Source organism: Beijerinckiaceae bacterium (assembly GCA_004564215.1).
GTDB lineage: Bacteria > Pseudomonadota > Alphaproteobacteria > Rhizobiales > Beijerinckiaceae > Methylocapsa.
In genome coordinates this window covers 1,445,004-1,461,577 of record CP024846.1, presented here as the reverse complement: position 1 = coordinate 1,461,577, position 16,574 = coordinate 1,445,004, and the positions used below count along the sequence as shown (strand labels likewise).

The 16,574-nt window shown below is 58.7% G+C and carries 16 protein-coding genes; 7 read left to right on the top strand and 9 right to left on the bottom strand.

What is annotated here, in order from left to right; all coding sequences use genetic code 11:
• Positions 1-11: 11 nt before the first annotated feature.
• Complete coding sequence (locus CU048_06845) at positions 12-851, top strand: methyltransferase (protein QBR71042.1); 840 nt, start codon at positions 12-14, stop codon at positions 849-851.
• Positions 852-863: 12 nt separating this feature from the next.
• On the opposite strand, the gene CU048_06840 is transcribed toward CU048_06845, so the two are convergent.
• Entirely contained in the window at positions 864-2,369 is a 1,506-nt protein-coding gene (locus CU048_06840; protein ID QBR71041.1) for an aspartate ammonia-lyase, read from the bottom strand.
• A 311-nt stretch (positions 2,370-2,680) separates the two neighbouring features.
• Between CU048_06840 and CU048_06835 the strand changes: the two genes are divergently transcribed.
• Both CU048_06835 and CU048_06830 read left to right on the top strand, forming a co-directional pair.
• On the top strand, positions 2,681-3,388 hold the full coding sequence (locus CU048_06835; protein QBR72727.1) for a pentapeptide repeat-containing protein: 708 nt from the start codon (positions 2,681-2,683) through the stop codon (positions 3,386-3,388).
• 159 nt (positions 3,389-3,547) lie between these two features.
• Positions 3,548-4,810, top strand: a complete 1,263-nt coding sequence (locus CU048_06830) for a pyridine nucleotide-disulfide oxidoreductase (GenBank protein ID QBR71040.1) — start codon at positions 3,548-3,550, stop codon at positions 4,808-4,810.
• A 74-nt stretch (positions 4,811-4,884) separates the two neighbouring features.
• Here CU048_06830 and CU048_06825 read toward each other — a convergent pair whose 3' ends face one another.
• The 4 genes from CU048_06825 to CU048_06810 all read right to left on the bottom strand — a co-directional run bounded on the left by CU048_06825 (position 4,885) and on the right by CU048_06810 (position 10,476).
• Entirely contained in the window at positions 4,885-5,760 is an 876-nt protein-coding gene (locus CU048_06825) for a 4-(cytidine 5'-diphospho)-2-C-methyl-D-erythritol kinase (GenBank protein ID QBR72726.1), read from the bottom strand.
• A 137-nt stretch (positions 5,761-5,897) separates the two neighbouring features.
• Positions 5,898-7,616, bottom strand: a complete 1,719-nt coding sequence (locus CU048_06820) for a hypothetical protein (GenBank protein QBR72725.1) — start codon at positions 7,614-7,616, stop codon at positions 5,898-5,900.
• 417 nt (positions 7,617-8,033) lie between these two features.
• The gene (locus CU048_06815; GenBank protein ID QBR71039.1) at positions 8,034-9,272 is read right to left on the bottom strand and encodes a cell wall hydrolase; all 1,239 of its coding nucleotides are present in this window, start codon (positions 9,270-9,272) and stop codon (positions 8,034-8,036) included.
• A gap of 190 nt (positions 9,273-9,462) precedes the next feature.
• A complete protein-coding gene (locus tag CU048_06810) occupies positions 9,463-10,476 on the bottom strand; it encodes a polyprenyl synthetase (protein QBR71038.1) in 1,014 nt (337 codons plus the stop codon).
• Between the two features lie 250 nt (positions 10,477-10,726).
• On the opposite strand from CU048_06810, the gene CU048_06805 reads away from it, so the two are divergent.
• Together CU048_06805 and CU048_06800 are read left to right on the top strand one after the other, a co-directional pair.
• Positions 10,727-10,951: a DUF2007 domain-containing protein gene (locus tag CU048_06805; protein ID QBR71037.1), complete on the top strand. Its 225-nt coding sequence runs from the start codon at positions 10,727-10,729 to the stop codon at positions 10,949-10,951.
• A gap of 10 nt (positions 10,952-10,961) precedes the next feature.
• The gene (locus CU048_06800; protein ID QBR72724.1) at positions 10,962-11,717 is read left to right on the top strand and encodes a methyltransferase; all 756 of its coding nucleotides are present in this window, start codon (positions 10,962-10,964) and stop codon (positions 11,715-11,717) included.
• A gap of 67 nt (positions 11,718-11,784) precedes the next feature.
• Here CU048_06800 and CU048_06795 read toward each other — a convergent pair whose 3' ends face one another.
• Positions 11,785-13,800 carry a hypothetical protein gene (locus tag CU048_06795; GenBank protein QBR71036.1) on the bottom strand — a complete coding sequence of 672 codons (2,016 nt, stop codon included), beginning with the start codon at positions 13,798-13,800 and terminating at the stop codon, positions 11,785-11,787.
• A gap of 102 nt (positions 13,801-13,902) precedes the next feature.
• Here CU048_06795 and CU048_06790 point away from each other — a divergent pair, with 102 nt between their 5' ends.
• Positions 13,903-14,142, top strand: a complete 240-nt coding sequence (locus tag CU048_06790; GenBank protein QBR71035.1) for a hypothetical protein — start codon at positions 13,903-13,905, stop codon at positions 14,140-14,142.
• 79 nt (positions 14,143-14,221) lie between these two features.
• On the opposite strand, the gene CU048_06785 is transcribed toward CU048_06790, so the two are convergent.
• Positions 14,222-14,518, bottom strand: a complete 297-nt coding sequence (locus tag CU048_06785; protein ID QBR71034.1) for a hypothetical protein — start codon at positions 14,516-14,518, stop codon at positions 14,222-14,224.
• Between the two features lie 147 nt (positions 14,519-14,665).
• Entirely contained in the window at positions 14,666-14,971 is a 306-nt protein-coding gene (locus CU048_06780; GenBank protein QBR71033.1) for a hypothetical protein, read from the bottom strand.
• A gap of 227 nt (positions 14,972-15,198) precedes the next feature.
• Here CU048_06780 and CU048_06775 point away from each other — a divergent pair, with 227 nt between their 5' ends.
• Positions 15,199-16,143, top strand: coding sequence for a glycine--tRNA ligase subunit alpha (locus tag CU048_06775; protein QBR71032.1), 945 nt, complete (start codon positions 15,199-15,201; stop codon positions 16,141-16,143).
• Between the two features lie 131 nt (positions 16,144-16,274).
• Here CU048_06775 and CU048_06770 read toward each other — a convergent pair whose 3' ends face one another.
• Positions 16,275-16,565 (bottom strand): hypothetical protein, encoded by a 291-nt coding sequence (locus CU048_06770; GenBank protein ID QBR71031.1) that lies wholly within the window; start codon positions 16,563-16,565, stop codon positions 16,275-16,277.
• Between the last annotated feature and the right edge of the window lie 9 nt (positions 16,566-16,574).

Here is a 16,574-nt window from a genome sequence, read left to right as displayed (position 1 = left end):
AGGAGGCGTGCATGTTTGCCAAAAGGATGGGAGTTTCATGGAGCAAAATGTCGGGGCCGCTTGCCGCGATCTGCTTTGCTGTCGGCCTCGCCCAGATCCCGTATGCGAGCGCGGAACAGGGCGCTGACCCGGCCCTTGTCGCGCTCGTCAACGGCCCGCAGAGAAGCGATGCCAACAAGGCTCGCGATCCCTATCGGCATCCGTTGGAGGTTCTCACCTTTTTCGGGGTGAAAGCAGATGCCGATGTGGTCGAAGTCACGCCAGGGAAGGCCGGCTATTGGACCGAGATTTTGGCGCCCTACCTCAAGGACCACGGCCGCTACACCGCCGCCGGCGATGCCGGCCGGGACATTGCGCCGATCCAAGCGAACATCGCCGCCCATCCCGAACTCTATGGCAAAACCGTCACCACCGCCTTTACCGGAGGCGGCGAGGATATAGCGCCTCCCGGCAGCGCCGATTTCGTTTTGACGTTCCGCAATATCCATAATTGGATGCGCGCCGGAACCGCGGACGCAGCTTTCCGGTCGTTTTACAAGGCGCTGAAGCCAGGTGGGATTTTGGGTGTTGAGGAACATCGGGGCCGCCCCGATCAGGCGCAGGACCCGCAGGCCAAAAGCGGCTATGTCCGGCAGGATTATGCGATCGCACTGGCGGAGAAAGCCGGTTTCAAATTGGTCGGCGAATCCGAAGTCAATGCCAATCCGAAAGACACAAAGGATTATCCGGAAGGCGTTTGGACCCTGCCGCCCACCTACCAGCTGAAAGACCAGGACAGAGAAAAATATTCTGCGATCGGCGAAAGCGACCGCTTTGTGCTGAAATTTCAAAAGCCCCTGGATGCGAAGTAAAAGGGCCGGCTTCTAACTCTTCGGTTTCACCGAGGCCGTCATCGCGATTCGTGACGGCCGTGTCATCGCTTCGAGCAAAAGCAATTCGTTGAGCCTTGCCTCTGTCAACAAGCCTTCTTCGAGCACGATTTCCGAAACCTTACGTTTTTCATCCAAGGCGCGACGGGCGATGCGCGAGCAGGTTTCGTGGCCAAGCACGGGCCCAAGCGCGGTCACGAGACCGATGCTGTTTTCGACGAGGTCGAGGCAGCGTTCGCGATCGGCCTCAATGCCGTTGATGCAGCGCTTGGTCAAAGTATCGATCGCGGCGGTCAGCATACGAAGTGAGGTGAGGATTGCATAGCCGATTGTCGGCTCGAATGCATTGAGCTGAAGTTGGCCCGCTTCGGCGCACATCGTGACTGTCAGATCATTGCCGACGACGAGATAAGCAACCTGACTCACGACCTCCGGAATCACCGGATTCACCTTGCCGGGCATGATCGAAGAACCGGCTTGAACGGGCGGCAGACGGATCTCCCCAAAACCCGCCCGAGGGCCGGAGGAAAGCAGGCGCAGATCGTTGCAAATCTTCGAAAGCTTCACGGCTACGCGCTTGAGCACGCCGGAGAACAGGACAAAGGCGCCCATGTCCGAGGTTGCCTCGATCAAATTGGCGGCAAGCACCATCGGCTCGCCAGAGGCGCGCGCCAATTCTTCCACCGCAAGCGAAGCGTAGCGGGCATCGGATGTGATGCCGGTGCCGATCGCCGTCGCGCCGAGATTCACCTCGCGAAACAGCGCCACGGCTTCCCGCAGGCGGTCGATGTCTTCCTTCACGGTCGTGTGAAACGCATCGAATTCCTGCCCGAGCGTCATCGGCACTGCATCCTGCATTTGGGTGCGGCCGATCTTCAGCACATCCGCGAATTCAACCGCTTTGGCTTTGAAGGCGTAGGCGAGTTCTTTCATCGCCTGAACGAGGGGCTCGGTTGCGAAGATCAAGGAAAGCCGAAGCGCCGTCGGATAGGCGTCGTTCGTCGATTGCGCCATATTGACGTCGTCGATCGGGTGCAAAATGTGATACTCGCCGCGCCGGCGTCCCATTAGCTCCAGCGCGACATTGGCCACGACCTCATTGGCGTTCATGTTGGTCGAAGTCCCGGCGCCGCCTTGCACCGCATCGACCACGAATTGATCGAGATAGATCCGGTCTTTGGCGATGAGATCGCAGGCTCGGTCGATCGCATCCGCCTTCTCGGCCGGAAGCTGTTTAAGGCGCCGGTTGGCACGCGCCGCCGCCTGCTTGACCAGCGCCAAAGCGCGTACAAGTTCGGGGAAATGTCCGATCGGAATGCCGGTGATCGGGAAATTCTCCACCGCACGCAGGGTGTGGATGCCCCAATAGGCATCGGCTGGAACATCCGCCTCGCCGAGGAGGTCATGCTCGCGCCTCGTCGCGACGGCGGCGAGCTCCAATGCGCGGGGGGCGGCAAGCTGGAGGGTGGCGTGGATGTCTGGAAGGGAACTGTCTTTCATCGGCAATTCCCGGCCTGACGTTCGACGGTGCATTTCGAGGGCTTCTCTGGTCATGGCCGAACCGATCGAGACGGTGCCGCTGATTGGGGTGGCGCTCAAGGTAACCCATGGCAGTTGCGGCGCGGATAGTCTTATATAGTCACTGCGCGGGAATTGAGCCGCCCAATTGGTGGATCGATCCTTGTCCCAAGAAAATAAAATTCAGTGAATGAACTCGGCAGGGAGCATCACAAGTGGAAAACGGCCTTCAATGGATCGTCCGCGTTGCGGCCTCGGCTTGGCTTGCGACGGCGGCCACGCAGGCACAGGACATGATGCGTCATGTCGATCTTTCCAGCCCCCGTTTTTCCTCCGCCGAGATGACCAGGGTCGAGGTCGAGGCAAGCCTGAGGGCCGCGCCGGCGGGCGCCGACTTCTCCGGCAAGAGTCTCAATGGGCTGGATCTGTCCGGGCTTGATTTCTCCAACGCCAATTTCCGCGCCGCGCGGTTGAACAAGGCCAATCTGTCGAAGACTAAGCTTGACGGCGCGGTGTTCGATCAGGCCTGGGCTGTTGCAGCCGATTTTTCGGGCGCAAGCCTTCGCGGTGCCAATCTCTTTGCGAGCCAAATGCAGGAGGCCAAATTCGACGGCGCAGATCTTTCGGCCGCCCGCATCGCCGCCGATCTGTCGCGTGCCAGTTTGCGCAACGCCAAGTTCAAGGACGCCAATCTCGCCGCCGACATGAAGAACCAATCTATGGGGCTTATGCGAACGGTCATGAAATCGGCGGATCTCCGCGGTGCGGATTTTGAAAATGCGAAACTCGGGCGCGCCGATCTGCAGTTTTCGAATATGTCCGGCGTGAATTTTGCGGGGGCGTCTCTTGCCGGCGCCGAGGCGGGGGGTGCCGATTTTCGCGGCGCGATCCTCGCTCATACGAATGTCGACGATCTTGACCTGTCCTCGGCGCGCATCGACGCCGCTCAGGAGAAGGCCTTTGCCGGGGCAAGCAATTTGTCGCGTGCCTTCAAGGAATGACAGGGCAGCGCCCGACGCCTTGTCTTCCATCAAATCTTTTCTTTTTTGCCGCGCCGATCTAGAGAATGGCACCTTGAGACCGGGCGGTTTGTTGCAATGCAACTGGCTTTGCCTATGATCCAGGCTTCACGCAGGGTCTTACGGGAATTTGATTAAGTGATGGATTCAACTCAGCTCGGCGCCGCATCGACGGTCGCCATTATCGGCGGCGGTCAGGCGGGCGGCGAGGTCGCGACTCTGCTGCGCCAGAACAGGTTCAAAGGCCGCATCGTCCTCATCGGCGAGGAGAAACATCTTCCCTATATGCGGCCGCCTTTGTCGAAGGCATTTCTTGCCCGCGAGATCGGTGCCGACGCGCTGATTTACAAGGCGGCGGTTGCCTATGAAAAAGCGCAAGTGGAAATGCGGCTCGGGGTTCGCGTCAACGAGATCGACCGCAGCGGAAAAAAGCTTTTGCTCGAAGGCGGTCCGCCCCTTAGTTACGACAAGCTCGTGATAGCGACGGGGGGCCGCGCCCGCGAACTGCCGGTGCCAGGCGCGAATTTGCGCAATGTTCTTTATCTTCGCACGATTGCCGACGTCGAAGTGCTGCAGCCGCTCATCGAGGCCGGCCGGCGACTCGTGGTCGTTGGCGGCGGCTATGTTGGGCTTGAAGTCGCGGCTGTCGCAGTCAAGCGGGGCCTCGCGGTCACCGTGCTCGAAGGGGCGCCACGGGTGCTGGCGCGGGTCACGGCGCCCGATCTTTCGAAATTCTACGAACGTATTCATCGCGAAGCGGGCGTCGACATCCGCACGGATGTGACGGTTGTCGATTTTACCGCGGGCCCGGACGGCACCGGTGTCGGCGCGGTGGAATGTGACGACGGTCAATCCTTTGCGGCTGATTTTGTGCTGGTCGGCATCGGTCTTGTCCCCAATACTGAACTCGCCGAGAAGGCCAGCCTCGTCGTCGATGGGGGCATTGTCGTCGATCAGGAAAGCCGCACCAACGATCCCGATATTTATGCCATCGGCGACTGCGCGATGCATGCCAATCACGGCTTTCTTCAGCAGAGAATACGAATCGAGTCCGTCCCGAATGCGCTCGAACAAGCGCGTGCGGTTGCCGCATCGATCACGGGAAAACCAGTTCCTGCGGCGACAGCGCCGTGGTTCTGGTCGGATCAATATGGGCTCAAACTGCAGATGGTTGGCCTGTCCGACGGATATGAGGAGCTGGCGATCCGGGGCCGGATGGACACCTCGTCCTTTATCGCTTTCTATCTGCGGGATGGGCAGGTCATCGCGGCCGATTCGGTCAATCGGCTGGGCGAGTTCCTGGCCGCGAAACGGCTTGTCGGCGACAGGGCGCGGGTCGCGGCCAGCCGCCTCGCGGATGAATCGGTGTCGCTCAAAACCTTGATGGAGCCCGCGGCTGCCTAGGGAGCGGGGCAGCGATTTGCCACAACGCCAAGTGTCACGCATTGGGTCTTAATCGCAGTTTGCAAACAAGCGATTCAATTCAAGACGCAAGCCTTTGCCCACCAGGACGGATGCGCGCGAAGAATTGCCTTCTTGGCGCGCGCGGCCGAGCGGCAATCCTTGAACAGCGCAAAGCAGGTGGCGCCTGAACCGGACATCCGGGCGAGGCGGCATCCGGGCGCGGCCGAGAGAATCGAAAGGACGTCGCCGATCACGGGGGCAAGCCGGCAGGCCGCCCCTTCCATGTCGTTGCGGCCTTTGCGCAGGGCGGCGATCAACGAATCCATGGCCATTCCCGGATAAAGGTCCGGGTGACCACCGAAGCCGGTTGCCGTGCCACGCGTAATATTCATGCGCGAAAAAACGCTTGCGGTCGCGACAGGGACACCCGGATTGACCATCAGGCCGATGAGCGGCGGCAGCGCGAGCAAAGGACCGAGTTGCTCGCCCTTGCCCTGCATCACGCGCGCACGCTTTGCCAGGCAAACCGGAACATCGGACCCGGTTGCGCGCGCGGCGTCAATCACGGGCGCATCCTCGATCGATAGGCCATTGGCGCGGGCAAGCAACCGCAGGGCGGCTGCCGCGTCCGACGATCCCCCTCCCAATCCAGCCGCCACGGGTAAACGCTTGCGGAGATGGAAGGCGCCGAGCCTGGCCCCCGGATAAAAGTCGGCGAAGTTGCGCGCGGCGCGCAAGACGAGATTGTCGTTGAGTGTGCCCGAAGCCGCTGCGGTCGGACCCTCGATCGAAAGAGCTAGGGGTTGGCCCTCGGCAAAGGTGAGCGTGTCGCCCCCGCGCGAAAAAGCGACCAGGCTTTCAAGCGCGTGCCAACCGTCGGCGCCGCGGCCGACGATATGCAAGGTGAGATTGATCTTCGCGGGCGCGCGTTCGGTTGAAAGGCGAGGCACGGCGCTGCTTACCTTGCTCAGGATCAACAGGCGCGCCCGGACTGGATCGCCACCAATGCCTCAAATTTTTCGTTCGCGACAAGAGCTCTGGCATTCCGCACCGCGGAGGCTCGCACGCTTACGGCCGCCATCGGACATCAGCCTCCGTTTTTTTTCGGATCGGCTTCAGCGGCGGCTGGAAGTCCTTCTTCGTCGAGGCCATGCTCGATTTTACGCAGGATCTTGACCTTGTCATCGGGCTCCGGATCGAGGTCGCGCGCGTGATTCCATTGGAAATGCGCCTCGAGTTTGCGTCCGACCCGCCAATAGGCATCGCCCAGATGATCATTGATCACGGGATCGGAGGGTTTGAGGTCGATGGCGCGCTCAAGTTCCTTGACCGCTTCATCGAGGCGGCCAAGTTTATAATTGGCCCAGCCGAGGCTATCGACGATATATCCGTCGGTCGGCCGCAACTCGACGGCGCGGCGCAGCATGTTGAAAGCTTCGTCGAGGTTCATGCCTTGATCGACCCAGCTGTAGCCAAGATAGTTCAAGACGAGAGGCTGGTCCGGATAGAGCGCGAGCGCTTGCACGAGGTCGGCTTCCGCCTCGGGCCATTTCTTCACCCGCTCGTAGGAAATCCCACGGAAGTAATAGATTGGCCATGTCGCCTTGGCGGGCTTGCTCGTCTCGGCCAAGGCGCGTGAATAGGTGGCGATCGCCTCGCCATATTGTTTGTGCGCGCGCTGGAGATTGCCAAGCGCGGACAAGGCGTCCTCATTCTTGGGATTTTCATCGACGATGCGTGCGAGATATTTTGCCGCTTCTTCCGGGCGGCCAAGCGCTTCGAGGATCTGGCCGGTTTGAATGTCGGCCGTGGTGCGCAGGGGATCGTTTTCCCGCACCATTTCATACACGTCGATCGCTTGTTCGTTCTGCTTGATGCGCTCGTAGATGTCGCCCAAGGTTATGATGGCGAGGCTGTTGTGCGGGGTGAGGTAGAGCGCCAGCCGCAGATAGATCATGGCGGCAAGTTCATCGCCTTGCTGGCCACCGGCGGCACCAAGTCCGTAGAGTACTTCCGCCGCCCCTTGCTCCGCATCCGCGACCAGCGGGGGGACGGGCTTGCCGGCTTTGACGTCGGCGAGCGCCGACGCGATGATCGGATGGTTGGGCAGAATTTGGTCGAACGCCTCATAGGCGCGAATGGCTTCGTCACGGTCGCCGCGGCGAGCCATGAAGCGGGCATAAGCATCGACGAGACGCAGAGTGTTCTTGTCGGTGGCGTAGGCCGCCTTCATCCGCTTGAGGGCGTCCGCCTGATCATTCGCGACATCGGCGATCAGGCCCGCATGGTAATTCTTGAAAACACCGAAATTGTCGCCGTGCAGCTTGTCGACGAGGCTTAGGGCGCGTCGTGTATTCTTGGAGCCCGCATAGCTCCATGCGGTCAGCAAAGTCGCGGTAATGTCGCGTTGCTGTCCGGTGCCGCTGCCTTTTGCGAAATAACCGCGCGCGGCGTCAAACTGCTTCGCTTTGATAGCTTTGATGCCGAGCGCCAGATTTGCCAGACTATTGTTCGGATCTTGCGCCAGCAGGCGGTTCGCAAAGCCAAATGCATCCTGCATATTGCCGTTGGAGATCGCCGCGACAAAAGCGCGCTCGAGCAATTTGGTGTTGCGGGGGTCATACCGCAGCGCCTCGCGAAAGAAAGTCGCCGCCGCCACGGTGTCGCGCTCAGCACCGGCGACAAGAGCCGCAAGATAATTTCCGGAGGGACTTCCGCCAACCTCGAAGGGGGCCGCGACGGCTAAATTCTCCCGTGCGCGGGCTTCAGCTGTCGCAAGCGCGCCGACGAGCAACAATGCCGGCATAAAGAAAAAAACGAACGCAAAAGAAGCAAAGCGGCGAATGGGCCAGCCGTGAAATTTCTCAACGAATTTCAAAACGATCGGCATTTGACGGTCTTTCCGTGCAAGAACGATTAAATCCGGCCGTCGAGGCTCGATCGCGCGAACTTCCACGATGAACATGGCCGTTTTGCGTTGGCCTGGCGGGGTTCGAACCTTGCGAGTTTCTGAGAACCGGTCAAGGCCGAAAGCGACCCAGCCGCCTCATGCGCAAGGCCGCGTCGCGTCTATCACGAAACCTGACATGGGTCTCGGAACAGTTTGCGTCGGCCATCTGCCATCTCGCTGCAGTTTTGCGAGACAGCTCGTTAAACGGCCGCCGGTGCATCGTGAAACCAAAACTGGCATGGAATCCAAATGGCCGGCACGAATTTGCGATGATTATGTCTGCCCAGGCCTTAGCTTATAAAAGATATGATGCCCAATTACGTCCATTTTTTCAAGTCTTCTTGCCCAGCGGGGCCGGACATAATTCGCATGATAATGGGTTGAGTTGCCAATATCCGAAACGTAAGTCTGGCCGTTGGAGACCTCATCGGCAATCCGAACCGCCCGTTGCCACGCGTCCTGGTCGGCGACCCGCAACGATCTGCCTTCGCACGCGAAAGAGAATTGGCAGGCGTGATAGCGCCGGCGGTTCTGGAACACCACGCCGCAAATTGAGGCCGGATAAAGGCCACTTGAAACGCGGTTCAACACAACCTGCGCCACGGCGGCCTGGCCTTCTTCGGATTCACTGCGCGCTTCGAAATAAATAGCTTGGGCAAGGCAGCGTTTTTCGCGCGCGGATGTATCCTGATCGACCAGCGCCGCGTAATTGGGGCGAGCCTCGGAAGCCGGGGCCTCACTCATGGCCGGGGCCGACAATCCTCGTCCCGAAGGGAGAGCAACGACCTCGATCGGGGTTGAATCGGCCGGGGCGGGCGTGGTCGATCCGAGCCCGACCGCGCGGCGGGTCGCGGGCGTCGCTCCCTGGATCTGCCGCTCGTTCACGGCGGCCGGCCGCATGGTCATGGGTGTGCTCTCCGGGCGCGGCGATGCATCCGCGATCGAATGTGCCGTAGTCGGACTTTCGCCATCCGGCCATGATTCGAAGGAGGCCACGCTGTCCGGACCCGCCACGTCTCCATCGAGAAACGCAAAACCACCGGTCGGTCCCGTTTCGTCGTGATGGAAGATCAAATCATGGGCACGGAGATAGGCGACACCGCCCAATTCCCTGAGTTTTGAATCGAAGGTCGGCCTCAAACCGACGAAAGGATCGCCCTTGTGGCTCCGATCCACCGACGGAAAAATTTGCGCATTGTGCTTCACATCAGCGCGGGGTTCGATCTCATCCGGGAGCCGCTTGAATTCATCGTCATCGCCAATTGAAAGGCTCGCCTCCCGCAAGAGCTTGCGGGCTTTGCCGGAAAACATATTAAAATCAATGCCGAGGGAGACAATCGACGGGGGAACTAGCAGCGCTGGAGCGGCTTGGGCGCGCAATGATAAGGGTGCCAGAGAGGCGCCGGACGAGGCTTCCTGTCCGGCATCTGCGCTTATCGAGACGGCCAGTGCCATCCCGAGACACCAGGGCGCGACGGCGCCCGCCGCCCAACCAATCCGCGAACCAGCCATGGGGTCCCAAGCTCATCGGCATGGCGCATGCCGCTTTCAGGACGGCGATCGGCCGGCCTTTTGGAACCGCATTGTTGTTGCGTAAGCTTGAGAATAGGTTACCAGCGCGCGCGGGTCGCTGTGCCAGGATGGGTCAATTTCAGCCTTGGGCGCATCCCGGGCGAAAGCTAGACCTTAGCAATCCACAGGATCAATAGGCGCGGCCGACGCAGAAATCCACAACGTCGCTCAAAGCAAACTTCCACGGCGACGGCGGAAAAAGCTCCAGGGCATCGCGGGCCATGGCCCCATAATGGCGGGCTCGCTCGATCGTGTCCTCCAGCGCCCGGTGCTTATGCATGGTCGCAATCGCGGTCTCGAGATCTCCGTCGACGATCTCGCCCTGTTCAAGGGTCCGGCGCCAGAATTCCCGCTGCTTCTGCGAACCGCGGCGGAACGACAGGACTATTGGGAGGGTGATTTTCCCCTCACGGAAGTCATCGCCGATATTCTTGCCAAGCTTGGCCGATGTCCCGCCATAGTCCAGTGCATCGTCGATCAGCTGAAAAGCGATTCCGAGATTTAGGCCGTAGCCCCGGCAGGCGGCAATTTCGGGCCTTGGCCGTTGGCCGAGCAAGGCGCCGACTTCCGACGCGGCCCCGAAGAGAGCCGCCGTCTTGGCCCGAATCACCGCCAGATAATCATCCTCGCTGGTCTCGGTGTCCTTGGCGGCGGAAAGCTGCATGACCTCGCCTTCGGCGATAACCGCGGCGGCGGTCGAGAGAACATCGAGGCAGGGCAGGGACCCAACCTCCACCATCATCTTGAAGGCCTGGCCGAGCAGGAAATCGCCGACGAGAACGCTTGCCTCATTGCCCCAGAGCATACGCGCCGCAAGTTTGCCCCGGCGCATATCGCTTTCGTCCACCACATCGTCGTGGAGCAAAGTGGCCGTATGCATGAATTCGACCGAGGCGGCGAGCTTGATATGGCCGGATCCGGCATAGCCGCAAAGTCCGGCGGTGGCCAAAGTCAGCATGGGACGTAGCCGCTTGCCCCCCGAGGATATCAGATGGTTGGCGACCTCGGGGATCATCGTGACGTCCGAGGCGGCACGGGACAAGATCGTCTGATTGACGCGGTCCATGTCCGTCGTCACCAAGTCCAGCAGCTTGTCGATGCTGGGTTCCTGAGTTTTTTCTTCGAGGGGGATGACAACGCCCAAAATTCTATCTCCGAATGCCGGCGGCACTTATTAGGACGCCGCTAGGCGCTTCGCAACTGGGGCGTGAGCCGGTCCAACTTGTGGGGCCTATTGTCCCACGTGAAGAGCTGGCGCGCAAACCTCCGATGGGTTTTATGCCCAGCACGGAACGAACGGCAAATCAAGAACTGCATCGGATTGATTAAAGATGCAATCCGTCACACCATGGCAAATTGAAGGGCGGGCCGGTCGATATCGGTGGGGAACTAAGGTGATCGAACTGCTTCGCACCAACGATCTTGTGCTGATTTCGCTGGTTGAGGCAATCCTGGCGGAAAACAATATTGCCGTCGTTCTAGCCGATCAACATATGAGCGCTGTCGAAGGCTCCTTATCGTTTTTGCCGCGCCGCATCCTGGTCGCCGACGAGGCCGCCGGACGCGCGCGAAGGGCCTTGACGGAGGCCGGCCTCGCCGGGGAACTGCGCGATGGTTGAGACGCTCGGGATGCCCGGGATTGTCACAGATGCGTTTCTGGGCGGCCGACTTCTCCTTGATCAGCCCGCCAAAGGCCACCGCAGCGGGACAGACGCCGTGCTTCTGGCCGCCGCCGCACCCGCCGATTTTTCCGGTCTTGCCCTCGACGTGGGCGCCGGAGTGGGCGCGGCAGGGCTGGCCCTCGCGGTCTTGCGGCCCGGCGCGCGCATTGGCCTTGTGGAGAATGATTCCTTCATCGCGGGCCTGGCCCGCGGCAATCTCACCAAAAATGGCTTGGCGGAGCGCGGCTTTGTCATCGAGGCGGATGTCTTGTCGCCGCCGAGCCGTCGCGGCGCCGGATTATGCGATGAAAGTGCCGCCCTTGTTCTGACCAACCCGCCTTTTCTCGATCCGGGGCGGGCGCGGCTTTCACCCGAACCTCAAAAGCGGCGCGCCCATGCGATGGCGGAGCAGGGTCCGGCGGCACTCGCAGCCTGGATTGCGGCCTCGTTGGCATTGGTCGAGCCTGGCGGAGTATTTCTTCTGATCCATCGTCCCGATGCCCTGCCTGACATCTTCACCGCCCTCGCCGGACGGATCGGCGGCATGACCGTCCTGCCGGTCTATGCGAGGCGAGGCGGCAGGGCGATTCGTATTCTTGTGCGGGGGAAAAAAGGGAGCCGCGCGCCGCTTGCGATTGCGGCCCCTCTCATTCTTCACGAGGGAGAGGCGTTTTCGCCCGCTGCCGACGCGATCCATCGCGGCGCTGCGATGATCGAATGGTGACATCCGCCGCCCCGGGGTCAATCAAGCGCAGCACAGATGTCGTTGCTACTTGCTAACGTTTTTGGTGTTAGAGCGGCGTGTAGTTACCATCTGCGGTGATCTCTTGGACCTTGTAACTCGTGAATCCCGATTGTTCAGTGTTGAATATGTGGACTGCATCAACCACGCCAGCCCAAGTCTCGTACTTCGTTCGGTAAAAGCAGTTGTAGGCGATACCGAGCAAATAGCTGGTTTTGCCTAAGACGCCATAGACGCGATAATGCGATGATGAGCGAAAGTTCTTGCTCCAGTCCAGCTCCTTTGAGTCGCCAGGAAAGTCCATAATAGGCGACGGATCGATTCTTTGCGCGCTGTCCAGCAGAGCCAGTTCGCCTATAGTAAAAATTGTGGGTGTGGCCATGACCTCTATGTTGAGCCCAATAACGGTTACAACTTGCTCGGCTGCACCCTTGTTGAGATCAAAAACGTAACGGGTCCAGCCGTTTTCTAAAGGTATAGATTGTTCTACCGGTATAGAGATTGTGTCAAAACCCCGCCGTGAAACTTTCAAAGTCAAGTTGGCCTTGCTGCTAGAGAATTTTGCCACGAGCCCAATTGTGCTCGTTGGCGTCACTTTGAACTCCGTTCTGAAAAGGACGATGTTCAGTGAGCCGCCTACTCCAATCTTGGAGAGATCGATTGATAGACTTGAGCCTCCCGTGTATATGGTGGCAGGATCAGTGTATTGAAGCTTTGTCTTGTTCGTCTTGCTGTCAGTGTTTGCAAATTTGTATCGAAACGAGGGCAATACACTTTGATCGCTTAAGTTGTTCCATGGCCCCTTGGACAAGGTTTCGCCGGCAACGTTATAGAAAAGTCCCTCGCCGTCGTTAAACGTGGTCACAAATGGCGCAGAACGGATCACCGAACGTTCGTGCAAGTAAAAACTCATACATTCATTTGGCAGCACTGTGCGGCCTTCATGTGGTTTTGGAAAATCAATCAGGTCCTTCGTGCCGCACCAAAACGCTTCATCATTGTTGTGAAAGGTTTCGCGGTCGGGCAATTTGTCCGTTACCTTGTCGCCAGGCGGGAATCTGAGATCGTACATGACCCAGGCTGGATAATAGAGACCCAGCCCCGTAAAAAAATTAGGCGGGTCTTGGATGCTCGAGTTGATCAGAGCGAGAGTTTGGAAAAAGAACGGCGATTCGTAAGGGGGAGTACGGCGATCTTTTGAACAGTCGACGGCCATGAATACGCGCTTACGGTCGTCTAGAGCCGTCGCAGAGTTTTTGGCTTTGAGCACTTCCCATGAGAGCTGTGGATACTTTTCAGTATCTTTAAATCGAGTTCCCCAAAAGTAATTAGCTTGGAAGTTATTTGCAGCGGTAAAGAATTCGTATTGAGCCCCTGTGAGGCGGTTATCATAGAAACCATTCTCGCTGCTAAACGTCGAGTCATACCAGAGCATTGTCAGTCCAGCAGTTTTCAGAGCAGAGAGCAATTGCATCATGCCGGGCTTGAAGGCGGATAGGTTCACGCCCGCCTCCGGTTCAAAATTTACTAAATAGCCATCGAATCCATAGTAGCCAGCAATCTTTTTCATCACGTCAATGCATTCTTCCAGATACATTCTCTTCGGATCTGGTTGCGCAGGACGTTTCGTGAGCATGGCCTTCACGTCATCGAGGTCAAACTTGCCCACATTCTCTTGCTCATACCAATTCAGACCTAACGTACCGAGGCTCAGTACTCCGTTCTTATGCGCAGCATTAGTCCAAACCGTGGGTGGGACAGTGAGCAGCTGGTGTCCATAGTAGTAGCTGATGTCCACATACTGCCAGAAGCTGAAATTATAGACATTTGCGGCAGAGCGATTACCTTCTGCCCCGCAAGCACCTTGGCTCCACTTCGTGAACCACGGATCAAACTGGAACTCGCCCATGTCGAATCCCATCAGCGATGTTTTGGCATTGCTGGGCAGTGGTGTTCTTGCGGCGAGCGGTACGCGGGCCACGTTTGATTCTTCCTGGCGCCAGTTACTACGAAGTTCCGCTATCGTCGTGAACGATCTCATTGTTGGCGCTAGCTGCTCTGCCATGGCATTTCTCCTGACGATCGCTCAATAACCGACATTCACCAGATAGCTGCCGGGTCGTTGGTGTTGGCGGCCCGCGTTGAGCCAGGTGGATTATTTATCCTGATGCATCACCCGGATGCTTTGCCCATTATCATTGACACTCTGACAGGGCGTGTCGGCCGCATCACGATCCTGCCAGTCTATCCCCGGCGGGACCTCGCAGCGATTCGTATACTTGTGCGGGGGAAAAAAGGGAGCCGCGCGCCGCTTGCGATTGCGGCCCCTCTCATTCTTCACGAGGGAGAGGCGTTTTCGCCCGCTGCCGACGCGATCCATCGAGGATGCGGAACAATCGAATGGTAAAAGGGGGGCCGGGGCCAAGGGAGCTACGGATGTCGCCCTTGGCCGAATAACGAGCTTTGCTTGACGCAATCGGCGGAAACTACATCTCGTGATGATGGCCGTGATGGCCATGGTGATGATGGTCATGATGACCATGGTGGTGATGGCCATGGTGGTGATGGTCGTGATGGCCATGGTGGGGATGGTGGCCGGGTCCATGCCGGTCCGGGCCGCCCATATGCCGGACTTTTTGAATAAGCCCGTTCGCCGCGGCAGGCTGATTGAGGGCGATCGGGTCCGCGCCTCCCGTGACGGGCGCTGCCAGAGCCATATTAAAGTTAAACGCTGCGGCGAAAGCGGTTGCCACGACCAAACCTAATGTCTTTGATATCTTCATTTGGATTACTCCATAAATATTTTACGTCAGATGCCAAAACGACATTTCGAGCATGCTTTAGATTTGCGCCGTGGTCAAGCCGGCCGGCTGCATCTAATGGTATGTAATCATTAGAGTAAGGCCGGCCGATTCAAATTGAGATGATTGTTACCAGTAATACCGCCTATGCCAATAGCGGCGATGCCAATACGGACGATAATAGCGCCGATGCCAATAGGGGCGATAATAGCGCCGATGCCAATAGTAGCGGCGATAATAAGGATGCCAATAATGACGCCTGTAATAATAATAGGCCTTTTCGACAGGCGCGGCTCCGAGGCGCGTTTGCAAGCCTTTGACGGCGGGTGCTCCCGATAAAACCCCGGTCGCGGGGGTCGCATGCACGCCGCCGCCGCCAACAATGACGCCAAAGGCGGTTAGGGCCGCGACGACCATGATCCGCAAGAGCTTCATTTTTTCCTCCTTGAATCAATAACCTTGGAGCCGGTCAGAATTGCCGCTCTGGCCCCATCAAAGGTAAAATATCACCGCTAGCGACCCTAAAAAGATAACGCCGTTGCGGCTCTTGCCCAGCCCGTTTAATGGAAATATCGCGCGATGAAGCGATCCGGTTTTTTTGGCATGGTCCCTGCGGACCGCCGGTTGGTTGAAAGAGGTTCCGGTCATGCGGTCGGCTGATCATGAATAACGCGGACCTTGCAGCCAAGGACAAAGGGACTCGATCGCTCGATCCCGCTCGCTCGTTTCAGGATCTTATTCTCACCTTGCAGAATTTCTGGAGTGTGGAAGGCTGCCTCATCCTGCAGCCCTACGACATGGAAATGGGAGCAGGGACGTTTCACCCGGCCACGGCGCTCCGCTCGCTCGGCCCTCGCCCGTGGAAGGCGGCCTATGTGCAGCCCTCGCGTCGGCCCAAGGATGGGCGCTATGGCGAGAACCCGAATCGCCTGCAACACTTTTATCAGTTCCAAGTGATCCTGAAACCGTCGCCGCCCGATCTTCAGGCGCTCTATCTGGCATCGCTCGCAGCCATTGGCATCGACCTCAAGGTCCACGATGTCCGTTTCGTCGAGGATGATTGGGAAAGTCCCACGCTCGGAGCCTGGGGCCTGGGCTGGGAATGCTGGTGTGATGGGATGGAAGTGTCCCAATTTACCTATTTCCAGCAGGTTGCTGGAATTGAGTGCGCGCCGGTGTCTGGTGAATTGACCTACGGACTCGAACGGCTCGCAATGTATGTGCAAGGCGTCGACAACGTCTATGACCTGAATTTCAATGGCGGCGAGGGGGCCGAGAAAGTCAGCTATGGCGAGGTCTTCACCCAGGCGGAGCAGGAATACTCACGCTATAATTTCGAGGCTGCTGATGTCGATGTGTTGTTCCGGCATTTCAGGGATGCCGAAGCTTCCTGCCGGGCGCTGCTCGATCGAGGGGACGAAGGCGGCCGCCATGGGATGGTTCTGCCGGCCTACGATCAGTGCATCAAGGCCTCGCATCTCTTCAACCTGCTCGATGCGCGCGGAGTCATCTCGGTGACCGAGCGGCAAAGCTATATTTTACGGGTGCGCGACCTTGCTAAAGCCTGCGGTGTGGCCTGGCTCAAGACAGAAGGCGGTGGCGCCTAGGCTCTTGGTCCACCGCCTTTGCAAAACAAAGCCGCCAACGCCCTTTGAGAAGGGTCGGCAGTCAAGGGCGCCAGCTAAACCGGCAGGCCTCGGGTTTGACCGAAGCTGCCGGCTGCGTGACGAAGCGGGCCTCAATAATGGCAATGCCACCGATGATGCCGGTGGTGATAATAGACGCTCCGACCTGTATAGACCGTGCGATAATAAGCATAATGGCGATGCGGACGCCAATAGGCATGATGGCGATAATACGGCCGGTAATAGGCATAAGCACGATAGGGGCGATACCACCCATACCGATATGGCCGATAATATGCATAGCGATAAGCAGGATAGCCGTAGCCAGCATAATAGCCGTACGGATAGCCATAGCCGTAGCCGTAACCGCCACCGAGCGCTCCCGCTGTCCCCAGCGAAAGCAACCCAAGGGC